Source organism: Reichenbachiella versicolor, assembly GCF_003171675.1.
Taxonomy (GTDB): Bacteria; Bacteroidota; Bacteroidia; order Cytophagales; family Cyclobacteriaceae; genus Reichenbachiella; species Reichenbachiella versicolor.
Window position 1 is genome coordinate 205,893 of sequence record NZ_QFZQ01000008.1, and the last position, 26,745, is coordinate 232,637.

The following is a 26,745-nucleotide window of genomic DNA, read 5'->3' on the forward strand; positions in this document are numbered from 1 at the left end:
AGAATAGTGCTTGATTCAGCCAAAATCAAATGATTTAGTGTTTTGATTAATGACAATGTCTATTTTTACTATAGATATGAATAAGAGAAGATCGGTTGTTGTGAGGACTTGGAGTTTTGTGGTTCTAGTTTGGGTTTTGAACTATTCCTTTACTGGTCATGCTCAGGATAACCCACCTGATGACCTGAAGCAAATTACTGAAAAACTGAAGTTTGCTAATGAGGATAGTTTAATCTCTGTATTCAATAATGCAAAGGAACTGTCTCTTGTAAATGGGGATACAACCAGAACTATTAAACTACTTATAGAGATTGCGAAAATGCAATCTGGAAATGCGAATTACCCTAAAGCTTATGATGGATATTGGGAAGCTTTGATTTTGGCTAATGCTAAGGGAAATGAAGGACAACTAGCAAAAATCTATTCAGGTTTAGCCATTCTTTATAGCATGTTTGAGAGAAACCCAGAGGCGGAGGAATACTTCGAGAAGTCTGTCGCAGTCAATAAAAAGCTAATCCACGATGGAAAAGAAGGTTTAATAGCTTTAATGAGAGTTTACACGACTTATGCCAATCATCATAGAGAAAATGGCAATTATGGAATAGCACAGCATTATGTGGATAGCTGTCATGCTATAATGAGACAAGACCCAAATATTGATGGTCAGTATGTGGATGGAGTCCAAGGTATATTGTTGTTATATCAAGGAAAACCAAATCAGGCTCTTGAACTATTGCTAAAAAATGAGAAAACCTTCATTGGAGGAAAACGAGCGTATTTAACCATATTGTATTCTTTTTTGGGTGAAGTCTGTTTGGCTATGAATAATTTGAAGAGGAGTGAAGAGTACTTCTTAAAATCTATCGAAATAGCAGACCGTTATAATAGACATCAAAATTTTGTACCCCAAGTGTATCGCAAGCTGGCGAACCTTTACTTTATCTGGGGAAAGGAACGGGAGGCTTATATTTACTTATTGAAATCTATAGATGTAGCAGATCAATATTTCGGTGCATCAAGTCCAACGAACAGAAGCCTGTTCGAAATTAAGGATGAGTTTAGAATAGAGACTGAAAGACAACGACAGATAATAGAACAAGCTAGACTTACAGAATTAGAACAGGAACGAAGTATTTTAAATCTCAAAACAGTCATTCTTAGTATTGCAGTAGCATTCTTAGTTGTAGTTTCATTTACAATCATTCTTTACTTAAGAAACAGACACCGTACAGAAAAGAAAATATTAAAGAGTAACCACAAATTAGCCAAGCAAAACAATCAGCAGATCTTAGAACTAAAGAATAAGGAGCTTACCTCATTTGCCTTGCAGTTGATAGAAAAAGATGAATTGCTTCTTGAAATCAAAAACACTCTTAACGAAAGTGATAAAGACAAACAAGAAAAAATTAAACGTTCCCTGATCTCTAAAATTACTGTCAATCGGAAAAATGACTGGAAAGAGTTCGATGCCAGATTTAGTTCTGTCAACAAAAGTTTCTACTCTGCATTAAGTGATACCTATCCAGAACTTACAAAGGGTGATCACAAGATATGTGCCCTAATAAAATTGAACTTCTCAAGTAAAGAGATGTCTCAACTTTTGGGTATCTCTAGTGAGAGTGTAAATAGTTCTCGTTATCGAATTAGAAAAAAAATGAATCTCTCAAAAGAAGATAATTTAGAGGAGATTATTTGCAAGCTTTAGTTTACTCGGATTTCATTAAAGAAACTTCTTAGCTGGAATATCCTTTTTGAATTCCATTATTTCGATGTTCCTGTAGAAAATTTCAGCTGTTTCACTCTGAAATCCAATGATTCCTTTTGCAGGGTTTAAATTAAAAGCCATGTTCACTACTTCACCATTCAGTTTGTGGATGGCATATTTATCTCCCATTACTATAATTTCACAATTGTTCCATTGACCATCTAGTGCATGATAATTGTTTGTTTGCTTAGCTCGATGCATCCAGTGTTTTTTTACTTCAGGGATTCCTCCATCATTTGGGTGTAAATAGAATTTACCATCTTCAGTACAAAACCAATTGTATGTTACTCCCTTTGGGCGGATTAGGTCACCAGTGTGATTATTTTCTTTAGTATGATCATATCTAATTTGATATTCAATTCCTGTAGGCCAGATTTTATCATCTGTAACATGGTAATACACACCAGCATCATATTGCCAAGCTTTGAAATTGTTCGCTACTCTGCTTCCCCATTTGTATTCAAATTTTAAAATGTATCTGCTATACTCTTTATCTGTATAGAATAGACCATGCGTATTGTGAGTCTTTATATCGGTTTCATATTGATCAGGAAAAGATTCATTGAATACATGGACCGTTCCATTGTCAATAGCAAATACTTCTTGAGCTAATGAATCGTTATCTGATTTGATTTTAAGGTACCAACCAGAAAAGTCTTTACCGTTAAATAAAGGTTTGAATCCTTTAGTCTGTCCAAAAGATTCTACTTTAATAGCTAATAAAGGCAAGAGTGTAAGTAACCAACAATATTTTTTCATACTAGAAATTATAGGTTTAGCGGTTCATCTATTATTGTTTTAATAAGTGTCAGAATTACGCAATTCATTAACTTTTTAGAAGAATGGCAGCTTCTTTAGCAAAATATGTCAAAATAATTTTGGCACCAGCTCTTCTCATACTAAGCAATGATTCCATCATGGCTTTATCTCCGTCTAACCATCCTTTTTGAGCTGCAGCTTTAATCATAGCATATTCGCCAGATACATTATAGGCAGCTATTGGAAGATCAAAATTATCTCTTAGAAGCTTAATTACATCCAAATAAGCTAGAGCTGGTTTTACCATTAGAAAATCTGCTCCCTCTTCTTCATCTAACTCTCCTTCAATGATGGCTTCACGAAGGTTAGCAGGATTCATTTGATATGTTTTTTTATCACCAGATTTAGGTGCCGAGTCTAAGGCATCTCGGAATGGACCATAGAAAGCACTTGCATACTTGGCAGTATAAGACATGATGGAAGTATTTTCAAAACCGTTTTCATCAAGGACATCTCTCAAGTATTCTACACGTCCATCCATCATATCAGACGGGCCAATGATATCTATTCCAGTCTGTGCTTGACTTAAAGTCATTTCTCCAAGTATTTCCAGCGTCTCATCATTCAGGATGTTTCCTTCATCATCCACTATACCATCATGACCGTCCGTACTATATGGATCCATAGCTACATCTGTCATGATGCAAGCTTCTGGAAACTCCTTTTTGATTTCTGTGAGAGCTTTCAAATAGAAGAAGTCATGATTATAGCTTTGAGTAGCTATTTTGTCCTTGTGTTTTTCATCTACCACAGGGAATACGTCAAATGCTCTTATGCCAAGTTTTAAACACGTTTCGACTTCACGAAGCATATTGTCTAAGGAAAGTCTGTAAACCCCGGGCATTGAATCTACTTCAACTTTTTTACTATTTCCCTCTAGAAGGAATAACGGTAACATGAAATCATTGACGGATAGCCTAGTTTCTTCTACCATGTCTCTGATCACAGTAGATTTTCTATTTCTACGAGGTCTTCTTAGCATATAATTATGATTTTGAGCAAATCTACTCTAAAGACCTCAATAGAATTACTTTAAGTGATAAGATCATATATAGACTTAAAAACAAATACGGTTAGATTTTCGTAAAATTCAAAAAAATACAATCAACGATTTCAATAGATCTGATTTTTAGATTGAGGTAATTTTATTCATTTCAATTGAGTGCAGCCATGCGAAAAAGAATAATACTATGCTATTTACTTTCTTTTATACCTTTTCTAGGTATATCGCAAGCTAATATTCATCACGGATTTAAGGTTCCAGAGGATAGAGTTCGTATTAGAATACCTTTCAAGCTTTATGATAATCTCATAGTCGTACCAGTGAAAGTTAACGGAGGTATGGAGATGAACTTTATAGTTGATACAGGAGTTCAGTATCCTATTCTTACCGAAAAAGCTATTGGAGATTATTTGGGTTTGGAATATACACGTGAGATTGTAATATACGGGCGTGGATCTGTAGACAGTATCAGAGCACTTGTTGTCAAAGATATTAATCTAGAATTACCGGGAGGAGTAGTTTCGGATTTTACGCAGTCTTTTTTGGTCTTGGAGCATGATTATTTGGAACTCGAGAAAAATTTAGGAATAGATGTTTATGGAGTTTTAGGGTATGATTTGTTTAAGAGGTTTGTGGTTAGAATTGACTATGAGGAAGGTTACATTACACTGATTGAACCAGAAGCCTTCAAGCCTAGAAGAAGATTTACAAAAGTTCCTATTAAGGTTATTAACACTAAACCTTATATGACAGTGACTATCAAAGATGGTGAAAATGCTGAAGTTACTCAGCCGTTAATGGTAGATACAGGAGCTAGTCACTCCATCCTTCTCGACCCACAACATGACGATATTATTGTACCTGAGATCAATGTTGCATCTGTTATTGGACGAGGATTAGCGGGAGATTTTTATGGTTTTTTAGGGAGGGTTGATGCCATTCAGGTTGATGAGTTTGAGATCAATAAGACTATTGCGACTTTCCCTGATCCTAATACAACTCCTGAGACGGTGAAGCGCGGCAGCAAATATGGTACTTTAGGAGGAGAGTTTCTATCTAGGTTTGATGTCATAATCGATTATCACAATGAGGGTATTTATCTAAAAAAGAATCGTTACTACGATTCACATTTTGAGCATGATATGAGTGGGTTATATATAGTAGCAAATGGGAGAAATGGATCTAGATATGAAAATTTTGAAGTAAGCTCCGTTCGCGAAAACTCACCAGCTCACTTGGCAGGGATCCAAAAAGGAGATATCATCAAAACCATAAATGGTCTAGACTATGAGTCAATTAAATTGGCTGGAGCCAATGCCATATTAAGAGAAAAACCAGGGAAAAAGATTGTGGTCAAAATCAAAAGAAATGACCAAAAATTAAGGAAGGTATTCAGATTGGAAAGATTGATATAATGTCACCAACAAAGCAGAAAGCAACTAAAATTTCGGTTTTTGACCGAATAGCTATATTTTCGACTTTGTTTCAAACTTCATTGAAGGTATTACCGTAAGGTTAGCACATGAACAGGATTTTGTTGACCACGTTGTTGGTCTGTTGTTATTGGTTAGAAGGAAGTTGTCAGCTTAAAAAATTTTACGCTGTCAAAGACGATACTTCATATGACACAGTGAGGTTTTCGCTCAAGGCTACCTCAGGCACCTGTTTTATCAAGCCATCTCATCACGACGACCCACTTACCATCTATGGTAATCCTGACTTCTCAGACGTTAATCCTAGCTTTTCAGCCATTCAATCAGGAAAGTCTCAACTTGTATCCTTAGAACTTGAAGATTACAATAAAAAAGGCCTAAGCCAAGCTATATCTTATTCTATGTTTGGTAGCGAAGACATAGAGGAAAATTACTGGAAGGTATATCTAACTAATGATAAAATTTATGATCTCAACCTTCAATATGGAGTAGGTGATGCCAATGTTAATTTGTCTAACGTAGCCGTGTCTAGATTAAAATTAGAGACTGGAAGTGCAGATGTTAAATTGACATACGATACGGATAGAAAAAACCGCTGTGAAATGGATACTCTGCAAGTCAGTGTTGATATGGGTACGGTTGTAATAGATCAAATGCATGCGGCAAGAGCCAAGTATGTCACTACCGATGTCGGATTTGGGACTGTGGTTTTGGACTTGCGTCAAGCTCCAGTCTCCAATTGTACTATTAAAGCAATGATCGGTGCAGGGAAGTTGAAAGTTTTAATGCCAGATAAAGGTGTACCCGCCAAAGTCAATTTTAAAACAAGTCCTCTTTGTAAAATTTCCTTTGAGCAAGATTTTAAAGAATCAGAGAAAGGAGTATTTGTTAATTCGGCATATACTTCAGGAGCAGATAATCTCGTAACCTTTGACCTAGATGTAGCACTAGGAAATATCATCTTTCTATATCCAGAATAACCAGTTGTAATATTTAGTTTTGATCTGTTACTAACGATTGTAAACTACTCTTATTCATTACAGTTGAGCATACTTCAAATTCAGAACGTATCTAAAAGATATGATGATCATATTGCGTTGAATGATATTTCATTTGAAATACCAGAACATGCAGTATTAGGTCTATTAGGCCCCAATGGTGCAGGTAAAACCACTTTAATTAGAATAATTACTCAAATTATCTTGGCGGACCAAGGAACGGTGATTTTTAAAGGTCAGCCAATGACCCATGAAGATGTACGACGAATTGGATACCTACCAGAAGAGCGTGGTCTTTATAAAAAGATGAAAGTAGCTGAGCACCTACTTTACCTCGTTCGACTAAAAGGGCTGTCAAAATCTGAAGCCATTAAAAAAATTAATTATTGGTTAGATAAAATGGACATGCGTACATGGATCAATAAGAGAGTAGAAGATCTATCTAAGGGAATGCAACAGAAGGTGCAGTTTGTAGCAACAGTGGCACATGAACCAGACCTTTTGATTTTAGATGAGCCATTTTCAGGTTTCGACCCTGTTAATGCTGATCTCATTAAAGACGAGCTTCAAGAAATCAAGGAGAAAGGAACTACGATTGTTTATTCTACACATAGAATGGAGGCGGTTGAGGAATTGTGCGATCATATAGTTTTAATTAATAAATCTTCATTGGTATTAAATGGTGCCAAGAAAAATATCAAAGACGAGCACAGAGATAGAAGCTATTTGATTGACTACTTATCAGGAGAAATTAATTCCTCACCCGATTGTTTTGACTTGATATCTACCGCTAAATTGGAAGAAGGATATCAAGCTCATGTTAGATTAAAAAATGGCTACACAACAACTGATTTGTTAAAAAGTGTAACTGATTTGGAGATCACATCATTTAATGAAAAGATTCCATCTATTCACGATATTTTCGTTCAAACTGTAAAATCATCTTCTCATGAATAAGATAGGTTTGATCATAGTTAGGGAGTACTTGTCAAGGGTGCGTAAGAAATCCTTTATTATTATGAGTGTATTGGGACCATTCATATTTGCTGCGCTATTTATAGTCCCAGTTTGGATGGCAAGTACCAGTACGGATGATCAAAAAATTATTCAAGTTATTGATGAAACAGGAATGTTTAAAGGTCAACTCGAAGGGAATAAGACTTTGTACTTTGACTTTATAGAGGAAGACTTGTTGTCTGCAAAATCAAGTTTGGAGGTAAATGAAGCTTTTGGCCTTTTACATATTCCTAAAATGGGAATGTATGATGTTAAAGCCATAAAACTATATTCATATCAAAACCCTGGTCTTTCAATAGTGAATGCTTTGAATTGGAAACTACAGTCTAGAATAGAGAATATTCGTCTAAAAGAATCAGGAGTTTCTGAAGGTGTAATTAAAAACCTCAAGAAAAAACTTAAACTTAAGACCATTCGACTTAATAAAGCAGGGGATGAAAGTCAGAGTAACGCTGAGGCGACTACAGCTGCTGGGTATATAGGATCTTTTCTAATTTACTTTTTCATCTTTCTCTATGGAGCACAAATTATGCGTGGTGTGATTGAAGAAAAGACCAGTAGGATTATTGAAGTGATTATTGCTTCTGTCAAACCCATTGAGCTAATGATTGGAAAAATTGTCGGAGTTGCTGCGGTTGGGTTGACTCAATTTCTGATTTGGTTATTATTATCTTTTGGATTGGTCTATGGGGTTTCGTCATTTCTATTAAACTCTTCTGATCAGAAAGCTGTGGAGCAAGCGATGTTAGAGAGCAAAGTGCCTAATGCCGATTATGAGGTATTAGAGCAATCTTTGATGACAGTCTCTAATTTCGATTTCCCGCTTTTGATAGGTTGTTTTTTGTTTTACTTTATTGGAGGCTATTTGTTCTATGGGTCTCTTTTCGCAGCAGTCGGTTCGGCAGTAGATAGTGACGCCGATACACAGCAGTTCATGCTTCCCATTACTGCTCCATTAATCTTGTCTGTGATCATGATGACCTCTATACTTCAAGAGCCTAATGGTTCACTTGCATTTTGGCTTTCTATTATCCCATTTTCTTCACCAGTTGTTATGATGATGCGACTACCTTTTGATGTTCCGCTTTGGCATATTGTAGTCTCGATGCTTGCGCTATGTGTAGGGTTTATAGGTACTGCCATGATCGCTAGTAAAATCTATCGGATAGGTATTTTTGTTCATGGTACCAAAGTAAATTATAGGACATTGTGGAAGTGGTTATGGATTCGAGATAAATGAATTTGAAGCTTTTAACATAGAGGTAAAAAGCTGATAATCAAAAAGCCACAAATTGATCATACATTTGCGTTTTTAATAGCAATGGTATGAACACTCTTGGTAACCGCATACTTTTTAGTCATGCTATCTTTTTTCTTATACTCCTAACTATATCTACTCTTACCTTCAACTTTCTTCACAAAGCATCAAAAATTCGAGACCTGCAGAGTAATTTTTTCCTGACTAACTCTAAAATGATGACTTTGATCAATGAAGATCAAATGATTAGGAGAGATGAGGTCAATAAAGCAGCTTTTTATAATAAAGATGGTTATAAGCGTGTAGCTATTAGAAATAAAAAATTTGATGCTATAATTAAAGAATTACAAGAGGTAAATACCGGGAAGATCGCTGGAGCCTTTGAATTACAAAAAGAAATTGAAGGAATAATAAATCAAATCAATCGATACAATCAATGTCAGCAGAGACTTTTAGCTCTTTATAGAATGAAAGGCTTTAAAGATTTTGGTTTGGAAGGTCAGATGCGAAGGTTTGCACATGAGCTTGAAAATCACCCTAGTGAACTTGAGTTGAGTGAATTATTAACCTTAAGAAGGCATGAAAAAGATTACATACTTAGAAAGGATTTAGCTTATGTTAACCTTCTGAATCAAAAAGCAGATAAGCTTAAGAAGAAGTTTAAAAAGTCAAAGTCTAAAGACGGACAGGAGTTGTTCGTCCTATTAGAGAATTATCAGCTTTCCTTTCAAGAGATAGTTAAAACTGAACAAGCTATTGGAAATGAAAACTATGGTGCAATTTGGGAATTAAATGAGGCCTCTTTTGCAGTTACATCTTCCTTTCAACATGTTTCGACACTAGTAAATGCAAAGACTGATCGGTTAATTACCGCATTAATTAGGAACTTCGTCATTTTCGTGTTTTGTGGTATAAGTGCCAGTATCATCTTGGGATATTTCAGTGCAGGATTTGTAACTAAGTCGATTAAGAGTTTGGCAGCCACTATGCAGCAAGCTCAATTAACAAATTTTAAGGAGCCAAATTGGAAACCTAGCAATTATGCTACCAAGGAGACTAAATCTCTTTATCATTCTTATATTCAATTACTCTATACCATTCGGAATCAGTTTGATGAACTTGAGAGGCAAACAACTCAGATGATATGGCATAATGAAGAGTTGATTAAGATTAATAATCTACTCGAATCGTCTCAAAAGTCTTTAGAAGAATCGAATCAAGTAAAAGATAAGTTCTTTTCTATAATTGGCCATGACCTTAGAGGACCTATGAGTAATCTAACTATGTCACTTCAAATATTGTCAGAAAGTATGAATACCATGACGAAGGAGGAAGTTTCGACATTCTCCAGTAATATTCTTGCTTCTGCTGACGCTATTTCGGTTTTGCTTGACAACCTACTTATGTGGGCTAAAACACAGACAGATTCTTTAATTCCAAAATTTGAATGCGTCAATTTAAAGTCGTTAGTAAACAGTATTCAATCTTTACAATCTCAGCGTTTGACTGACAAGTCAATATCATTTTTAAATGAGCTGGATGATGATTTAGAAATATCTGCTGATCGAAACATGATTGATCTGGTCTTGAGGAACTTGTTAGATAATGCTATCAAATTCACGAGCGAAAGTGGCTTTATAAAAGTAGGCAGTGAAATCTCAACAAGCCATATCAAAATTATGGTAAAAGACAGTGGTATTGGAATAGAACCAGAGGCACAATCAACTCTGTTCACTTCTCTAGTGAAAAAACGCTCTCAAGGCACCCAAGGTGAAAAAGGTACAGGACTAGGCTTGATGTTAGCATATGATTTTATCCGAAAGCATGGAGGCGAGCTTCAAGTATCATCAAAACTTAATGAAGGAAGTACTTTTATTATCTCATTACCTATCAAACAGGTTTGTAAACTAAGAGCAATCGAAGTAGTTTAATTTAAAAATTCCTTAATCGATCCTTTAAATTGAAACTAGTCCAATGTCCCTTCTAATGGGAATATTGCATAGCAATAGAAATGGATTATTAATGAAAAAATTAGATAAAGGATTCCGTATCCCTAGTGCAGCGTATACCCTTCCACGAAAGGCAGTTAAAGGTTATACTGATTTAGACAAAAAACCTGAAATTGGTGATGTTGTTTATGGAGAAGTATTGAGTATTGGTCAACACAACTCATTAGAAAATGGAGAAGGGAGAATTCATACAATTCATCCAGGGACTAAAGCCGTATTCGTTTTAGGTAATCGTTATGCTCCTGATTATTATGAAGGGCTTATTCCAAATTCTCTAAACGTAGAAATAGACCTTTTAGCAAGATCGGGTGTGATAGGAACTGTACTTTCTAAAAGTGGTAAAGTCATATCGCCTACTAAAATCAAACCCTTAGGGTATGCATGTGACAAAAGTGGAAATATTCTTAACACTAAGAATTTTAACATTATTAAACCAAAAGTCACCGAAAAGAAGTCACCAAGAGCAAAGATGATTTTGGCAATAGGAACAGCTATGAATTCGGGAAAAAGCGCTGCTGCTACTGCATGCGTCTACTCTCTCACTACATACGACAAAGAGGTAAGAGCTTCGAAGGTGACAGGTACGGCGAGTTTAAAAGATATATTGAGTATGAACGATGCTGGTGCAGAGTATTTCTCCGATTTTTCTTTTTTAGGATATCCTTCTACTTATATGTTGAAAGAATCAGAAGTAGAAGATGTTTTTAATAAACTAGATCTTAAGTACGCCAATAATAAAGATAAATACTGGGTAGTTGAGTTTGCAGATGGGATCAATCAAAGAGAGACAGCTATGCTGCTTAGGTCAGAAGAAGTTAGAAAGCGTATTCACAAACTGATCTTTTGTGCAGCAGATTCATTCGGAGCGATTGGAGGATTAGAAATTTTAAAGCGAAAATTTGATTTGGTTCCCGATGCTATATCAGGAGTGTGTAGTAGCTCCCCTTTGCATATAAAAGAGCTAAGTGAATATACTGACATACCTGTATTTAATAGCTTAGATATGGATGTCAAAGAACTATATAAGATTCTATCCACTCCTCGAAAACGAAGCAAAAGTAAGTAATGAACCCATATGGCATAGCAATACATGGTGGGGCAGGGACGATCTCCAAGGCCAAGATGAATAAATGGAAAACTCAAGCTTATTACGAAGCTTTGAAACATGCATATAGTCTTGGATATCAAGTCTTGCGCAGAGGAGGAAAGGCTACTGATGCAGTTATTGAAGCAGTTATAGTTTTGGAAGATAGTCACTTGTTCAATGCAGGCAAAGGTTCGGTTTTTACTCATGAAGGCAAAAATGAAATGGATGCAGCAATAATGGATGGCAAAAAGCTCAGAGCTGGAGGGGTAGCAGCTGTGCAATTTGTGAAAAATCCAGTTAAGCTTGCTGAAATTATTATGCACAAATCTCGTCATGTGCTATTGAGCGGAGATCAAGCCTTAGAGTATGCTAAGAAACACGAATTACAGATAAAAGATGCAGAGTATTTTTATGATGAATTTAGATACAAGCAGCTTCAAAGAGCTCTGACTTCTGACAAGACAACACTGGATCATGACGAAGGAGCTGATAGGAAGTTTGGTACCGTCGGAGCAGTAGCTCTTGATAAAAGAGGTAATCTTGCGGCAGCTACTTCTACAGGAGGAATGACGAATAAAAAATACGGTCGTATCGGAGATAGCCCCTTAATTGGACTAGGTACATATGCTAATAATGAAACTTGTGCCATTTCTTGTACTGGACATGGTGAATATTACATGAGAGGAGTTGTAGCGTATGACGTGTCTGCAAGAATGGAATATTTGGGTGAAACGCTTCAAGAAGCTACTAACTATGTTATTCATGAAAAGTTAGTGAAATTAGGTGGGCGAGGAGGCTTGATAGGAATAGACCAAACAGGAAAGGTGGTTCTTCCCTTCAATACAAAAGGAATGTATAGAGGAGTTAAATTGTCTGATGGTACCGAACTTGCAAGTATCTTCTAGCGTATATCGATGTCAACATTCAGGATGTTAAATTGAAACTATATTTGCCGTCCTAAAATATGAAGCGTATGAAATCAATAATGCATTATAAAGCCGATAAAGAGTTTGAAGGCGTCAATGAAAGTGGAAATATTGTACCGATTGATATGTATGACCCTGCTGATAAGAAAGCACAGTCTCCTATGCAATTAGTACTATCTGCTCTAGCGTCTTGTGCAGCTGTTGATATGGTTCAGATGATCAAAAAGCGTAGAAAAACTTTCGTAGATATGAAGGCTGAAACTACAGCTGAAAGAGCAGATACTCATCCAAAAAAATTCACCAAGATTCATGTGAAGTATATTATCACTTCTCCTGATTTAACTGAAAAAGAAGCGGAAAGAATAATTGATTTGGCAGTAAGTAGCTACTGCAGTGTTGCATCATCGCTTGATCCAGAAATTGAGCTTACTCATGGTTTTGAACTTATTGCTGAGTAATATAGTATAGCAAAAAATAATTAGTATTAGAGCATTTAGATAACCTCTAGATGCTCTTAATATTGGTTTGATATGGATACAGCTGATCAAAACTTGAGCTAGACCTCTCCTTTTTTTAGGGCATTAATTTTTGATAGCAATTCGGAATTTTCCTTTTCCATAGTTTTGGACTTGTTGGCTAAATCAAGACTAATTGAACGTAGTCCTTCATTGAGAATAGTTAGCTCGTCGGTTCTAGATTTTACCAATTTCTCAAGATCCTCCCTATATAGAGCCAATTCTTTTTCTACTTTTTTTCTTTCCGTAATATCTCGTATCACTACTTGCATCAGTCTTTTGTCTTTTAGACTTATCATATTCAATGAGACAGATACATCAAATAATTTCTCAGATTGATGCTTATGCTTACATTCAAACTGCTGTGCTTCATCAATGTTGTTTTTGAACATACTCTCAACTTTTTCTATAAAGTAGGCTCCTTCATCACTGAGATATGAAATGAGAAAGTTATGCTTTTGACCAATCAGTTTATCTTTTGTATACCCATAGTATTCACACATTTTGAGGTTGCAGTCAACTATTTTTTCATCGTCAAATACTGCTATAGCTTCAAAAGCATTTTCAAAAAGGACTTTAAATTTTACACCACTATTTATTAATTCATTGTGTTGCGTTTGAAGCTTAATGTGATTTGAATCAATAAAGTTTCCATATGAATAGGAGAAGTATAGTATTCCACAAGACATCAATACTATAACTGAAGCCTCTAGTACCCATATAGACCAATTACTAGCATAAGCATTTGTGTCAAAGCTATATTGTATCCAGCCTAGATCATAAAGTGTACCTGCTGCCATAAAAACTAATATATAGACAGTCAATATGATTAGAGCTTTTCGATAAGATATAATAAATGAAAAATAGATAGGTAAAAGTGGTACACAGACTTTGGCAGCAGAGAAGAACCCGAACTTAAATAAGCCTATGAAAACCATAATAGATGAAACAATTAGCAACATCCAGAACTTATATTCAAGAGGAATCTTTTTCCTTCGAATTGTAACTAAAAACAATAAGGAAATAACGAATATTTGAATTCCAAAAAGCAGAAAATCATTTTGTTCAATGGCTCTTATGAGGTGAAAAACCTGAGCTACACATGAAAGAATCAAAATCATGATTAATGTCTGATTCAGCCATTTGTTTCTTAATTTCCTCAAGCTGTTTGACATATCACTAAATTATGAATTAGCTAAAAATCTCTGTTGGGATAGGGCAGTTGATAGGGAGACAGAGTTTCAAAAATCTTATGCCAAAGAATAATGGATTTAAATCTTGGCTATCAAAGTATATTTTGTAAAAACTATCTACGACAAATTTTATTTCAGGAGGATTGCAAAAATAGTAGATACTTTCGTTAAGCAAAGTCTAATACTAGTGCTTATTGGTTTGACAATTTTGCTTCTTGATCGTTACGCCAAGGTTTTTATTTGAGCAAGTGTCACTTTTAATAACTATCTAGATTCTTTTTTAGTGTATCAATAGAAATGAATTCTAGGAACAAGAATCTTTATGAAATGATCAATAATAACCAATTGCATAATGGTTATTATTTGAAAGTCGATCTAAAATAAGAAAGCCTTGATTCGATTTAGAATCAAGGCTTTGTGTTATTTTAAATTCTAAGAGAGAATTATCCGATTTTAGCAATCAAATCAGCAGCTCTATTAGAGTATCCAGCTTCATTATCGTACCAAGAAGCAATTTTTACCATTTTACCATTAGTAGAAGTGATACCTGCATCGAAAATAGAAGAGTGAGAATCTCCAACAATATCGCTAGAAACGATTGGATCTTCAGTGTATTTCAAAATACCCTTCATTGGTCCTTCAGCAGCAGCTTTCATAGCAGCATTTACTTCTTCTACAGTTACCTCTTTTTTCAACGTAGCAACCAAGTCAGTAATAGAACCAGTAGGAGTTGGAACTCTCATTGAGTTACCATCCAATTTACCTTTCAATTCAGGAAGAACTAACCCTACAGCTTTAGCAGCACCAGTAGAAGTAGGAACCATATTGATAGCTGCAGCTCTTGATCTTCTCAAATCAGCATGAGGAGCATCTTGTAGTCTTTGGTCAGCAGTATAAGCGTGAATAGTAGTGATATATCCTTGCTCAAGACCGAAGTTGTCATGAAGAACCTTAGCGATCGGAGCTAGACAGTTAGTCGTACAAGAAGCGTTTGACATGATAGTCTCATCTCCAGTCAAGATATCTTCATTTACACCTAATACTACAGTAGGGATATCACCTTTTGCAGGAGCAGAAATAACAACCTTTTTAGCACCAGCTGTCAAGTGTTTACCAGCACCTTCTTCATTTACGAATCTACCAGTAGACTCTAAAACAACATCGATACCTAATTTACCCCATGGTAGGTTTGCAGGATCCATTTCAGCAGTAATACCGATTTTTTTTCCGTTTACTACGATACCATCTTCAGCAGCCTCTACAGTTCCGTCAAATTTACCTTGGGTAGAGTCATACTTCAACAAATGCGCAAGCGTCTTAGTGTCAGTCAAGTCGTTGATTGCAACAACCTCAACATTCTCTTTTTTCAATAGTGCTTGGAACGCCAATCTACCGATACGCCCAAAACCGTTGATAGCAACTTTGATCATTAGATTTAATCTTTAATTTGTTTCTTAAATTTTGCAGCAAAACTAACATTCTACACCGCTAAAACAAACTATTGAATACCAAACAAGATCAGGCATTTGAGACGACTTAGGTCATGTTTTTTGTCTATTTTTAGCAGTTTCGCAACAGTTGTCTATGCATAGGCGCTAGATGTATCTTTTTTGCATTTACAATTGGTCAATTTGTTATTTTTTCAAAAGTCAAGTTTTATGAAGAGAGTATTGTTAGGTCTTATTTTGACATTTTCATGCCAATTTATGATGGCTCAAGACATAGTCGGAAGTTGGAAAACTATAGATGATAACACTGGAAAAGCTAAATCCATTATTGAAATCTATAAAAAAGGGGAAAAGTTCTATGGTAAAGTTGCCGAAATCCTTGAACCAACTGAACCAAACCCAATTTGTAAAGAATGTGACGAAGACGATGATAGATACAAGAAACCTGTTTTAGGAATGGAAATCCTCCGTGGGTGTGTCTTGAAAGGCAATGAATACGTTAATGGTAAAATTCTTGACCCCGAGAACGGCACAGAATATAACTGTAAACTTTGGATGGAAGACGGAGACTTAATGCTAAGAGGGTATGTTGCGTTTTTCTACAGGACTCAGAGATGGAAAGCTGTAAAAGAATAGCACAGAAATGATTGTACTTAATATAGAGTATTGAGAATGCTCGCTGTTTTTCTAGAGTTTACCCAAACTAGTATTTCATTTTTATCTCAAGAAAGGTTTTTGTAATGGTTTGGTTCTTTATTTATCTAAAGAAATTCGTTTATTGGTAGCTCATTATCAGTATGTTCATAGAAAATCTTTAAGGAAAGAGGTTACATTTTATTATTTTGATGTATTTAAAATCAAAGCGAGAGCTTTTTAATTAATGAAGGATCACGAAATACTAGAAAAAGTAAGTAGAGGAGACGAAAGTGCACTTGACTACTTGTACACTAAGCATTATCGGATGATGACTCGTATTGTACTAAACAATAACGGGACTGAAGACGAAGCTAAGGACGTTTATCAGGATGCTTTGTTAGTTTTTTGGCAAAAGGCCATTTCAGGAAATTTAGTGTTGACCTCCAAAATCTCTACTTATCTCTATAGTATTTGTTTAAATCTCTGGAGAAAAGAATTAGATCGTAAAACCAGAAACTCTGGTGAGATGGTGGAGGAAGTGACTTTTCAGGATTTTGAAAGAAATGAAAAAGTCAAAATAATTCATGAATGTATAGATCAATTAGGAGATGTATGCAGAAAGATTTTGACCTATCATTATTTCGATGGACTGTCGATGCCAGATATCGCCGAAAAATTAGGTTTTGCCAATGCAGATACTGCTAAAACAAAAAAATATAAGTGTAAAAAGAAGCTTGATATGATGATCAAACGAACATACACTTCGAGTGATTTTTTAGATTGATATGTCTATAAGGAGCCAATTCAACGAACAGTTAGAAGCCTACATTAGTGGAGAAATGAAGGGTGCAGACAGACTTGTCTTCGAAGGGCATGTGGAGAGCAATCCTATTCTCAAAGCAGAGTTTGATTATCAAATGGATATCATTGAGAGCTTAAAGTCGCGACGTAAGTCGGAACTCAAGACTAGATTGAGCAACATATCTGTTGAGCCTACACTTATAGGGGCTTTTCTTCAAAGTAGTTTAGTTAAGCCAGTTATTTATGGCTTGACATCTTTAACGCTTGTTACCGGAACATATTTATTTTATAATACAAAGGCTGCAACTAATATCCATCTGAAAGCTGTTGAAGGAAAGATGGAGTACTTGACAGCTAGTAATATCAATATAGACTTCAAAGAAAAAATAGACTTTGTCTATAACCCTTCTCCTGTCAAGAATGATATTGAGTATTCAGCTATTGCATCGATGGCTGTTGATATAAAGAATGTTCCCACTAAAGAAGAAAAAGAAGTGCTGAATCAGATAGATGCACCTCAAGCTTTAGTATTTGAGATTCCAAACATGGAAACTGAGCAAGAAGAAGATTTTAATGCACCTAATCTAGGAATAGAATCAACAGAGAAAGTAGAGACAGAAACAGTAGTTACAGTTCCTGAAAAAATTAGTATCAATCAAGTAAATTCAAGAAAGTACCATTTTCACTATAGAATTGAAGACAACAGACTTTTTCTATATGGTAAATTTGATGAGTCACCATATGAGATTATAGAAGTAAACGGGCGCTATGACAAGAAGATTTACTTCTATTATAATGGAGACTTTTTTCATTTGAGGAAAGGAGCTACAGACATTACTAAACTTTCCAGAATCAATGATACCCATATGATTCAAAGGCTCGATTTGCTCAAATCCAATTACAATAACTAAGGAAAATTAAAAGAATTAAAAAGACTTGTTTCTAGCAAGCCTTTTTGCTGTTAGAGGAATTTTTCTAAAAAGGTCTAGTACTAAAAATTTTTTGTCTATTAGATGGAAGGGGAATAGCTATTCGCTATTTTCATAATTAAACCATTAACAACTACTTTTGACAAATCATGTCCAGAGAGAAGAGAATCAAAAAGAAAAAGCTAGGTAGTTATCCATTCGTTAGCGTGGTGTTCAGTGTGACTTTAGCTCTTTTCGTCATGGGACTATTTGGTATACTCCTACTTCTAACCAACAACTTGTCAAAGATTATTCAGGAGAATGTCGAGGTTCAAGTATTTCTCAATAAGAATCTGAGTACAAACGAAAGGACGAAAATTATAAAAACACTTTCCGTTAAAGATTATGTAGTCAGAAAAGACGGAGAAGCTCAAGTACAACTCATCACCAAAGAGCAAGCAGCCAAGCAATTTGCAAAAGAGACAGGTGAAGATTTTGTGGCTTTCTTGGGAGATAACCCTCTTCGAGATGTAGTTACAGTTAAGATAAGTCCTGAATTTCATCAGGAAGAAAATTTGTCAGAAATAAAAAAAGAGATACAGTTCATTCGAGGTGTATATGAAGTATCGTATATGCAGACCTTGATTAATAGTATCAATAAAAATGTGCAAAAGATTGGTCTTGTGCTCGTTGGTTTTGCCATTTTACTCCTGTTGATTGTTGTGATTTTGATTCATAATACTATCAAATTAGCACTCTTTTCACAGAGGTTCTTAATTAGGAGTATGCAGCTTGTAGGTGCTACTGCTAGGTTTATTCGCAGTCCATTTTTAAATAGAGCAATAGGTTTTGGATTAATTGCTGGATTTATTTCAATAGTTCTGTTAGCCGGGGTAATCCACTATGCCGATGCACAAATCGAAGGACTGTTAAGCTTAGTTAAATTAGAGCAATTAGGCATTCTAAGTGCTACCTTGCTAGTTATTGGTGCAATGGTTGGATTCTTCAGTACTTTTGCGGCAATGAAAAAGTATATGAAGATGTCTCTTGATGAATTATATTAATGATATGAACGACAAAGAAAAATTGGCCTTTGGCAAAACGAACTATATGCTTATGATAGCAGGTGTAGTTACTATTATAGTAGGCTTTTTTATTATGACATTGGATAGTGATGACTACGGTTTTGGGTTTATGGGATTGACCTTGGGACCAATCGTAGTTATGATAGGGTTTATTATTGAATTCTTTGCGATACTTCTCAAGCCGAAATCTAGATGAGTTTTATAGAAGCCTTGATCCTTGGAATCATACAAGGACTTACGGAATTCTTACCAGTCAGCAGTAGCGGTCACCTAGAATTAGGTTCTGTCCTGCTTGGTATTCAGTCTGAAGACAATCTATTATTTGCTATTCTATTGCATGGCGCAACAGCCCTCAGTACGATAATAGTTTTCAGAAAGGACATTGGAGATATTTTCAAGGGTTTATTAGAATTCAAGTGGAACGAATCATGGCAATATGCCACTATGATCGTAGTGTCTATGATACCAGTTGGAGTAGTAGGCGTTTTTTTTGAAGATCAAGTAGAAGCATTTTTTGGAGGGAAAGTCATCTTGGTAGGATGTAATTTGTTGTTTACCGCTGTGCTTCTTTCAATAACTTATTATAGTAAGAAGAATGAAGGTGATGTGAGTTTTTTTAAAGCATTCATCATCGGTATAGCCCAGACCATAGCTATTTTACCTGGAGTATCGAGATCAGGTGCGACCATATCTACAGCATTGATATTAGGAGTAGATAAAGCAAAAGCTGCTAAGTTTTCTTTTTTGATGGTACTTCCACCGATTCTCGGAGCGATGCTTTTGAAGACTAAAGATGTCATAGAAGCACCTGAAGTGATTCAAAACTTATCAGTCATGAATTTGGTAGTCGGTTTTGTAGCCGCATTTATATCAGGGTTATTAGCTTGTCAATGGATGATTAGCATCGTTAAGAAAGGTAAGCTTATCTATTTTGCGGTTTACTGTGGTTTAGTCGGTGCTTTGGCTATCATTTTAGGGTTGGTATTGTGATAGACATTTCTAGAGATTCCTTAGATTTTGAGAAGGGAGAGGTTTTTTTGTTAGATAAGCCTTATGAGTGGACATCATTTGATGTTGTGAAAAAAGTTCGCGGTACACTCAGAATCAAAAAAGTAGGACATGCCGGTACTTTAGATCCATTAGCGACAGGTTTACTCATAGTTTGTGCAGGTAAGGCCACTAAAAAAATTGATGAATTTCAAGGTAAGCCTAAGTCCTATACTGGAACATTAGTCTTAGGTAAAACAACTCCTTCTATAGATCTTGAAACAGAGTTTGATTCGGAATCAGATTATTCTCAAGTCACATTAGAACAAATAAAAAAAGCCGCTCAAGAACTGTCTGGACCGCAGATGCAAGTCCCACCTGAATACAGTGCTATTAAAGTAGATGGTCAGAGAGCCTATAAAATGGCTCGTAGAAAAGAAGATGTAAAACTTGACCCTCGTCCTGTCATAGTAGACAAGTTTGAAATCACGGAAATTAACTTGCCAGAAGTCAAGTTTGAAATCGATTGCTCCAAAGGGACTTATATAAGAAGCTTAGTGAGAGATATAGGGAGAAAACTGGGATGTGGAGCATATATGTCTGAGCTAAGACGAACTGCGATAGGTGAACATAAAATAGACGACGCATATAATCTAGAAGAATTCATAGCGAAATTGAAAAGCGACTAGATTTGCGGCCAAATTAAGTTCCTCAGCTCAAGACCAAGAGGTGAGGAATCAACCCAAATGGCTACTGCCCTACGATTAAAAGAGAGATGAAGATCATTTATGGCATTGAGGATATTCCTAGTATAGAAGGGGCTGTAGTGACCAGTGGCACTTTTGATGGAGTACATTTTGGTCATCAGAAGATTCTCAGACAAGTAGTAGAACATGCCAAGAAGTCTAATGGCAAAAGTGTGGTCCTTACCTTTTGGCCACACCCACGATTCGTATTATCAGATGGGAAGTCGGATTTGAAACTTCTCTCCACTTTTGATGAAAAAGCTCAGTTACTTGAGCAAGTTGGAATCGATTATTTAATACAGATCAATTTCACTAAAGAATTTTCCCAATTATCATCCGAAGAGTTTATTCAAGGGATCTTAGTAGACAAAATAGGGACTAAAGAATTGGTAATAGGGTATGATCATCGATTTGGTAAAAACAGAACTGGAGGATTTGATTATCTAAAAGAAAATAGTGGTAACTATGGTTTCAATGTCGAAGAAATCAAGCGTCAAGATATTGATCATGTAGGTGTTAGTTCTACGAAGGTAAGAGAGGCATTATTATTTGGAGCAGTTGATCATGCTAACCACTATTTAGGTCGAAATTATTCGTTAACAGGTAAAGTGGTTGAAGGTCAAAAGGTTGGGAAAAGTATAGGTTTTCCAACTGCCAATATTGAAATAAAGGAAACCTATAAGCTTGTTCCTAAAGATGGTGTGTATGCAGTCAATGTTGAAGTAGCTGGACAGGTGTGGGAAGGCATGTTGAATATTGGCGAAAGACCGACTATTGAAGGAGCAGGTAGGTCTATAGAAGTGAATATTTTTGATATGGATCAAGATATTTATAATGAAGAAATTAAAGTGAGCTTTATCAAGCGGATCAGAGATGAAAAGAAGTTTGAGGGAGTTGAGTTATTAAAAGCTCAATTAAAGGATGATCTGGATTCAGCTAAAGAAATTTTGAAAAACCAAAAAAAGAGGGAAGGTGAGAAAATCAAAAATTAATGTTGAGGTTGAATTAGACGACCAAAATATACCTGAAAAGATCACATGGTCAGCCGAGGACAATCAAGGAGGTAAGGAGATGGAAGCCAAGGCGATTTCTTTATCATTTTGGGATGGTGAAAAATCTGAGGCGTTGAATCTTGATCTTTGGATCAAAGAAATGGATGTAGTAGAGATGAAGAAATTTTATGTTAATCTCTTGGGGACTGCATCTAATACACTTTTGAATGCCACGGGTGACGAATTTATGTCTACAGAAATTGCCAACATGTGTGAGAAATTTGTTGAGTATCTGAAAAAACAATAAGAATACTATTTATTCTAGGATAAAAAAGGCTTGAAGTACTACTTTAAGCCTTTTTTTTATTAATTTCTAATACTTTAATAAAAACTAATACGGCCTAAAAGTCACAGGTCGTTTAATTCTATTAATTCAAACTATATGATGATACGATTAACTAAGCAGTTCGCTCTGAGTATTTTATGCTTGGTGATGTTGGGCTATAGTGCCGTCGCTCAGACAAGCATTTCTGGTAGTGTAGTCGATGGCCAATCTAACGCACCTTTATTGGGAGTAAGTATCCTAGTCAAGGGAAAAGTAATCGGAACGATATCCGATACACAAGGTAATTTCAGTCTTGATATTTCTTCCGCCCCTCCTTTGACATTGGTATTCTCTATGGTAGGTTATACTACTGTAGAATTAGATGTCAATCAGGCCAATATTCAAGGTCTAGAAGTGATGATGGAAGAGAGTGCGATTATGGGACAGGAAGTGGTAGTTTCAGCATCCAAATTTGAAGAATCTGTGATGGAGTCCCCCGTTTCTGTAGAAAAAATGGATGTCCTATCCATAAGGGAGACAGCTGCTCCAAGTTTCTATGATGCTATGCAAAACTTTAAAGGTGTAGACCTTAGTGCGCAGAGTATGACCTTCAAGTCTATTAACATTCGTGGGTTTGGTGCAAATGGTAACGTAAGGTTGGTACAGACCATAGACGGAATAGACAATGTTGCCCCTGGTCTCAACTTTGCGGTAGGGAATATTGTCGGTATCAACGATCTAGATCTAGAAAGTGCAGAACTTCTACCTGGAGCCTCTTCTGCGCTGTATGGTCCCAATGCCCTAAATGGAGCATTGGTCATGAGATCAAAAAGCCCATTTGATTATCAAGGTTTAAGTGCATACACCAAACTGGGAGTCAATCATGTGGATGGTGAAGATGATGACCCTGCATTATATCAGGATTACGGAATCAGATACGCTAAGGCTTTTAATAACAAATTGGCAGTCAAAGTAACAGCCTCATATTTGACAGCACAGGATTTCAGAGGAGTTGATGAAAGAGATAAAAGTTCAGTTTGGCCGAATAGAGGAGATGGACAGGGCTATGTGGTCGAGACTCAGGGTAGAAATAGAGAAAGCAACCGCGCTTATGAGGGAGTCAATGTATATGGTGATCCTACCATTGGTTTAGAATCATTAGGTCACTATGGATCAAGAGGCCAATTCTCTCCAACAGGATTTACTGAAAGCTCATTTGTGGATAATACCATATCAAGTGTGAAGCTAGGTGGAGCGTTGCATTACCGAGTCAATGATGACATGGAAGTCATCGGTCAATTTAACTGGGGTAATGGTTCTACAGTATATACAGCCAATGACAGATTCGTTTTGGATGGGTTCTCTATATGGACAGGAAAACTTGAAGTAAAAGGGACAAATTATTATGGTCGTGCTTATATGACTCAAGAAGCTTCAGGAGATTCTTACGCAGCCAATACAGTTGCATCATTGATTAACGTCGAAAACTATGTTCCAGACTATGTAGGTGCTTTTCAAGCAGGCAGAGACAATGGTTTAAGTTATGAAGCTGCTCATGCACAAGCTAGAGCCTATGCAGATGGAAGACAAGAAGCTTATGCACCAGGAACCGCAGTATTTCAACAGAAGTTTGACTCATTGAATAGTCTATCCATTAAAGATGGCGGTTCAAAATTCAAGGATAACTCTAACCTAATTCACGCAGAAGGGGGATATAGTTTTTCGGATTTGGTTGATTGGGCAGAGGTTCAAGTGGGAGCCAATTTTAGAAGATACAATCTAAATTCTGAAGGTACGCTATTCGCATTGGAGGATAATGGAGATGAACAATCTTATAATGAGTATGGAGGATATGTTCAGGTCACTAAAAGATTTTTAGACGATCGACTGAAAGTTCAAGCATCAGGAAGATATGACAAGAATGATAATTTTGATGGGCAGTTTTCTCCAAGAGTATCAGTAGTAGGAACGGTAGCTAAGGATCATAATTTTAGAGGGTCATTCCAAAGAGGGTTCAGAATCCCAACAGCACAAGATCAGTTCATTGACTTAGACGTAGCAGTGAGAAGACTAGTAGGTAGTAACCAGTTGCTAATCGATAGATATGGCTTTTTAAATTCTCAGTCTTTGGTTTATTCTACAGCTAGTATAGTAGCTGCTCAAGCAAACAATGACGCGTCGCTATTAGAGACATCTGATAAAATCGCCAAAGGACTTACGACAGAGAAGGTCAACACATTTGAATTGGGATATAGAGGACTATATTTAGATAACAAGTTGATGTTAGATGGATATTACTACCATAGTTTTTATCAAGACTTTATCGGAGAAATTTTGTTTCAGCAAGTTGTATCAGTTGACCCTGCACAATCAGAAGCTAGTATAAGAGAAAATGGTTACAACACACCTGAGAATTTTGATGCAAGCTCAGATGAAGGCAAGTCTGATATAGCAAGCGGCAATCTACCAACAGGAACAGCTTTACAAGAATTTGGCTTTGATGTCAATGCTGATGGTACAGTAGAATCCCATGGCTGGGGTATTGAAGCTGCCTATTTCTTGACAGGAGGATATAGAGTCGGAGGTAATGTCTCTTATGACAATCTTCTAGATGCCAAAGACCTCGAAAGCCAAGGGTTCAGAGCTCAGTACAATACACCGAAGTACAAATTCAATGTCTCATTGAGTAATAGAGAGGTAGTAGATAATCTAGGTTTCAATTTGACTTGGAGATGGCAACAAGCATTCTACTGGGAATCATCCTACGGAAATGGAGTTATTCCTGAGTTTGGGACATTAGATGCTCAGATTAGTTATAAGCTTTCAAATATTAAGTCGATCGTTAAACTAGGCGGTAGCAATGTACTCAATAAGAGATACACCACTGGTTTTGGTAATCCAAATATGGGAGCTCTGTATTATGTGTCGATCACGTTTGACGAATTCTTAAACTAATGATATCAAAAATGAAAAATCTAAGAAAATATATAGGTGTAGGCTTGATGTCGTTGGTGGTATTGAGCTGTGATGATTACGATAGCCTAGTTCAGGAAGAAATAGATCAAAATAACCCTAACGAAACGGAAGTGACTGCTCCTACAGGAGACTCAGGAGAATTGGACTTGAGTACATATGTTTCACTAGGAGCCTCTATTACCGCTGGAGTCATGGACAATTCCATATATGTAGCCAGTCAAAACAATTCTTTCCCAGTGATATTGGCTCAGCAGTTCAAAGCAGAAGGAGTCGGAGGAGGAGACTTTAATGTTCCTACCGTAAAGTCTATAACAGGATGTCAAGATGAAGATGAAGGCTGCCCAGAAGGAAGGTTACTGTTAGATGTAGCTGCAGCTGGACTCGTCAATGATGCTGGAGAATCTATAGGTACTTTTGACGGAGACAAGTCTACTTTAAATAACTACGGTATTCCGGGAGCGATAGCATTGAACTTTGTACAAGCAGCGACTGGAGGGCCTGACTCTGACCTTAATCCTTTATACAATGGGTTTTATGCAAGAATGGCTTCTACTCCAGGAGTATCCACTCCTATAGGTGATGCATTAGCAAAAGCTCCTACATTCATGACACTATGGTTCGGAGGAAATGAGGTCTTAGGATATGCTACCAGCGGAGGAACAGGTTCAGATCTAGATCCCAATGGCGCTTTCAACGCCTCATTTTCAGGTATAGTTGCAAACGTCATAGCTAGTAGTGCAGCAAAAGGTGTAGTAATAAATGTTCCAAGTGTATTGGCTCTTCCATTTTTTCAAGCAGTGCAATGGAACGACCTAGAATTAGATCAAGCAAATGCAGATGCATTGAATACTGGACTAGAAGGCTATAATAATGCAGTTCAAGGACTAGTAGTGGCAGGATTAATAGTACAACAGGAAGCTGACGCAAGAAAAATATCTTATTCTCCAGGGAAAAACGGATTTATGATTGTGGATAGTACGCTCACTGATTTTGGTCCAGAATGGGATAAGTTAGTATTGGCGTCCCAAATGACATCGCAAGAAAGAGCACAATTGGAGCCGTATAGATTAGTACGTCATATAGCTGGAGTTGATGGAGATGCTACTCAATCTGAGACAGTATTATTGACAGCCTCTACTATTATCAACACGACTCCTACAGGTCTACCAGAAACTATTTTAACAGGTCTATCTTATCCACTTCCAGACTCTTTGGTTTTAACAGGAGCAGAAAAAGTAGCTATAGAGACCACCAGGGGAGCGATCAATGCACATATTAAAAGTGTAGTAGATGCTAATTCAGATCGCTTGATTCTGTACGATGTAGAGACTCTACTTTTAGGAATAGCCGTAGCAGGAGGATATGATGTCGATGGTATCACGGTGACCTATGATTTTCTACCTACAGGAATGTTTTCCAATGACGCTATCCATATAAACGCTCGAGGAAGCGCGATTTTAGCCAATGAGATAATGAAAGCAATGGAGTCAAAATGGAATGCAGATCTTCCAAAAGTAAACCCATTAGACTATGCCTCGTCTCCAGTTAAATTGTAAAGAATAGAAATATTTGGTTGGGCATAATGAAGCTCCCCGACCCAAGGATAGGGGAATTAAACCCAAAAGGCTATCGCCCTGTGATTAAAGATGCTCTATCATTTGAACCTGATATGCTCGTGAAGTATATCAGGTTTTTTTTTCTGAAAGTCTCTTCACACCAATGCATAGATTACCTAAATAACTGATGATCTAAGCTGTTTTCTATTAGAGAAAAATTTTTTCTACGTGCTCTACGGCAACAACTGTGGGTGCTTAGCGT

At 36.4% G+C, this 26,745-nt stretch carries 24 protein-coding genes; 20 read left to right on the plus strand and 4 right to left on the minus strand.

Features of this window, described 5'->3' with window-relative positions:
• Positions 1-76: 76 nt before the first annotated feature.
• Positions 77-1,705: a tetratricopeptide repeat protein gene (locus DKG80_RS16970; RefSeq protein ID WP_162555940.1), complete on the plus strand. Its 1,629-nt coding sequence runs from the start codon at positions 77-79 to the stop codon at positions 1,703-1,705.
• Between the two features lie 15 nt (positions 1,706-1,720).
• Here DKG80_RS16970 and DKG80_RS16975 read toward each other — a convergent pair whose 3' ends face one another.
• Together DKG80_RS16975 and hemB are read right to left on the minus strand one after the other, a co-directional pair.
• Positions 1,721-2,524, minus strand: coding sequence for a 3-keto-disaccharide hydrolase (locus tag DKG80_RS16975; RefSeq protein WP_109832567.1), 804 nt, complete (start codon positions 2,522-2,524; stop codon positions 1,721-1,723).
• 67 nt (positions 2,525-2,591) lie between these two features.
• On the minus strand, positions 2,592-3,566 hold the full coding sequence (gene hemB / locus DKG80_RS16980) for a porphobilinogen synthase (RefSeq protein WP_109832568.1): 975 nt from the start codon (positions 3,564-3,566) through the stop codon (positions 2,592-2,594).
• A 188-nt stretch (positions 3,567-3,754) separates the two neighbouring features.
• Here hemB and DKG80_RS16985 point away from each other — a divergent pair, with 188 nt between their 5' ends.
• From DKG80_RS16985 to DKG80_RS17020, 8 genes are all read left to right on the plus strand, one after another.
• Positions 3,755-5,002, plus strand: coding sequence for a PDZ domain-containing protein (locus tag DKG80_RS16985; RefSeq protein ID WP_109832569.1), 1,248 nt, complete (start codon positions 3,755-3,757; stop codon positions 5,000-5,002).
• A 107-nt stretch (positions 5,003-5,109) separates the two neighbouring features.
• A complete protein-coding gene (locus tag DKG80_RS16990; protein ID WP_109832570.1) occupies positions 5,110-6,000 on the plus strand; it encodes a DUF4097 family beta strand repeat-containing protein in 891 nt (296 codons plus the stop codon).
• A 63-nt stretch (positions 6,001-6,063) separates the two neighbouring features.
• Positions 6,064-6,975: an ABC transporter ATP-binding protein gene (locus DKG80_RS16995; RefSeq protein ID WP_109832571.1), complete on the plus strand. Its 912-nt coding sequence runs from the start codon at positions 6,064-6,066 to the stop codon at positions 6,973-6,975.
• Positions 6,968-8,275 (plus strand): ABC transporter permease, encoded by a 1,308-nt coding sequence (locus DKG80_RS17000; protein WP_109832572.1) that lies wholly within the window; start codon positions 6,968-6,970, stop codon positions 8,273-8,275. Before DKG80_RS16995 ends, DKG80_RS17000 begins: the two co-directional genes overlap by 8 nt.
• 236 nt (positions 8,276-8,511) lie before the next feature.
• On the plus strand, positions 8,512-10,224 hold the full coding sequence (locus DKG80_RS17005) for a sensor histidine kinase (protein ID WP_162555941.1): 1,713 nt from the start codon (positions 8,512-8,514) through the stop codon (positions 10,222-10,224).
• Between the two features lie 91 nt (positions 10,225-10,315).
• Complete coding sequence (locus tag DKG80_RS17010; RefSeq protein ID WP_109832594.1) at positions 10,316-11,368, plus strand: hypothetical protein; 1,053 nt, start codon at positions 10,316-10,318, stop codon at positions 11,366-11,368.
• Positions 11,368-12,294: an isoaspartyl peptidase/L-asparaginase family protein gene (locus tag DKG80_RS17015; protein WP_109832574.1), complete on the plus strand. Its 927-nt coding sequence runs from the start codon at positions 11,368-11,370 to the stop codon at positions 12,292-12,294. The genes DKG80_RS17010 and DKG80_RS17015 overlap by 1 nt, the downstream gene beginning before the upstream one ends.
• Before the next feature lie 68 nt (positions 12,295-12,362).
• Positions 12,363-12,773, plus strand: a complete 411-nt coding sequence (locus tag DKG80_RS17020) for an OsmC family protein (RefSeq protein ID WP_245907030.1) — start codon at positions 12,363-12,365, stop codon at positions 12,771-12,773.
• Between the two features lie 98 nt (positions 12,774-12,871).
• On the opposite strand, the gene DKG80_RS17025 is transcribed toward DKG80_RS17020, so the two are convergent.
• Positions 12,872-14,005 carry a PAS domain-containing protein gene (locus DKG80_RS17025; protein ID WP_109832576.1) on the minus strand — a complete coding sequence of 378 codons (1,134 nt, stop codon included), beginning with the start codon at positions 14,003-14,005 and terminating at the stop codon, positions 12,872-12,874.
• Positions 14,006-14,466: 461 nt separating this feature from the next.
• Positions 14,467-15,453 (minus strand): type I glyceraldehyde-3-phosphate dehydrogenase, encoded by a 987-nt coding sequence (gap, locus tag DKG80_RS17030; protein WP_109832577.1) that lies wholly within the window; start codon positions 15,451-15,453, stop codon positions 14,467-14,469.
• A gap of 228 nt (positions 15,454-15,681) precedes the next feature.
• On the opposite strand from gap, the gene DKG80_RS17035 reads away from it, so the two are divergent.
• The 11 genes from DKG80_RS17035 to DKG80_RS17085 all read left to right on the plus strand — a co-directional run bounded on the left by DKG80_RS17035 (position 15,682) and on the right by DKG80_RS17085 (position 26,483).
• The gene (locus DKG80_RS17035; RefSeq protein ID WP_109832578.1) at positions 15,682-16,107 is read left to right on the plus strand and encodes a DUF2147 domain-containing protein; all 426 of its coding nucleotides are present in this window, start codon (positions 15,682-15,684) and stop codon (positions 16,105-16,107) included.
• Between the two features lie 244 nt (positions 16,108-16,351).
• The gene (locus tag DKG80_RS17040) at positions 16,352-16,891 is read left to right on the plus strand and encodes an RNA polymerase sigma factor (RefSeq protein ID WP_109832579.1); all 540 of its coding nucleotides are present in this window, start codon (positions 16,352-16,354) and stop codon (positions 16,889-16,891) included.
• 1 nt (position 16,892) lies between these two features.
• Positions 16,893-17,819 carry a hypothetical protein gene (locus DKG80_RS17045; protein WP_109832580.1) on the plus strand — a complete coding sequence of 309 codons (927 nt, stop codon included), beginning with the start codon at positions 16,893-16,895 and terminating at the stop codon, positions 17,817-17,819.
• 167 nt (positions 17,820-17,986) lie between these two features.
• Positions 17,987-18,880 (plus strand): cell division protein FtsX, encoded by an 894-nt coding sequence (locus DKG80_RS17050; RefSeq protein ID WP_109832581.1) that lies wholly within the window; start codon positions 17,987-17,989, stop codon positions 18,878-18,880.
• A gap of 4 nt (positions 18,881-18,884) precedes the next feature.
• Positions 18,885-19,097, plus strand: coding sequence for a DUF3098 domain-containing protein (locus DKG80_RS17055; RefSeq protein WP_109832595.1), 213 nt, complete (start codon positions 18,885-18,887; stop codon positions 19,095-19,097).
• Positions 19,094-19,891: an undecaprenyl-diphosphate phosphatase gene (locus DKG80_RS17060; protein ID WP_109832582.1), complete on the plus strand. Its 798-nt coding sequence runs from the start codon at positions 19,094-19,096 to the stop codon at positions 19,889-19,891. Before DKG80_RS17055 ends, DKG80_RS17060 begins: the two co-directional genes overlap by 4 nt.
• 5 nt (positions 19,892-19,896) lie before the next feature.
• The gene (gene truB / locus DKG80_RS17065; RefSeq protein ID WP_109832596.1) at positions 19,897-20,577 is read left to right on the plus strand and encodes a tRNA pseudouridine(55) synthase TruB; all 681 of its coding nucleotides are present in this window, start codon (positions 19,897-19,899) and stop codon (positions 20,575-20,577) included.
• An 86-nt stretch (positions 20,578-20,663) separates the two neighbouring features.
• Entirely contained in the window at positions 20,664-21,626 is a 963-nt protein-coding gene (locus DKG80_RS17070) for a bifunctional riboflavin kinase/FAD synthetase (RefSeq protein ID WP_109832583.1), read from the plus strand.
• Positions 21,607-21,933 (plus strand): gliding motility protein GldC, encoded by a 327-nt coding sequence (gene gldC, locus DKG80_RS17075; protein WP_109832584.1) that lies wholly within the window; start codon positions 21,607-21,609, stop codon positions 21,931-21,933. The genes DKG80_RS17070 and gldC overlap by 20 nt, the downstream gene beginning before the upstream one ends.
• Before the next feature lie 135 nt (positions 21,934-22,068).
• The gene (locus tag DKG80_RS17080; RefSeq protein WP_245907032.1) at positions 22,069-24,906 is read left to right on the plus strand and encodes a TonB-dependent receptor; all 2,838 of its coding nucleotides are present in this window, start codon (positions 22,069-22,071) and stop codon (positions 24,904-24,906) included.
• A gap of 11 nt (positions 24,907-24,917) precedes the next feature.
• Positions 24,918-26,483, plus strand: a complete 1,566-nt coding sequence (locus DKG80_RS17085; protein WP_162555942.1) for a hypothetical protein — start codon at positions 24,918-24,920, stop codon at positions 26,481-26,483.
• The last annotated feature ends 262 nt before the right edge of the window (positions 26,484-26,745 follow it).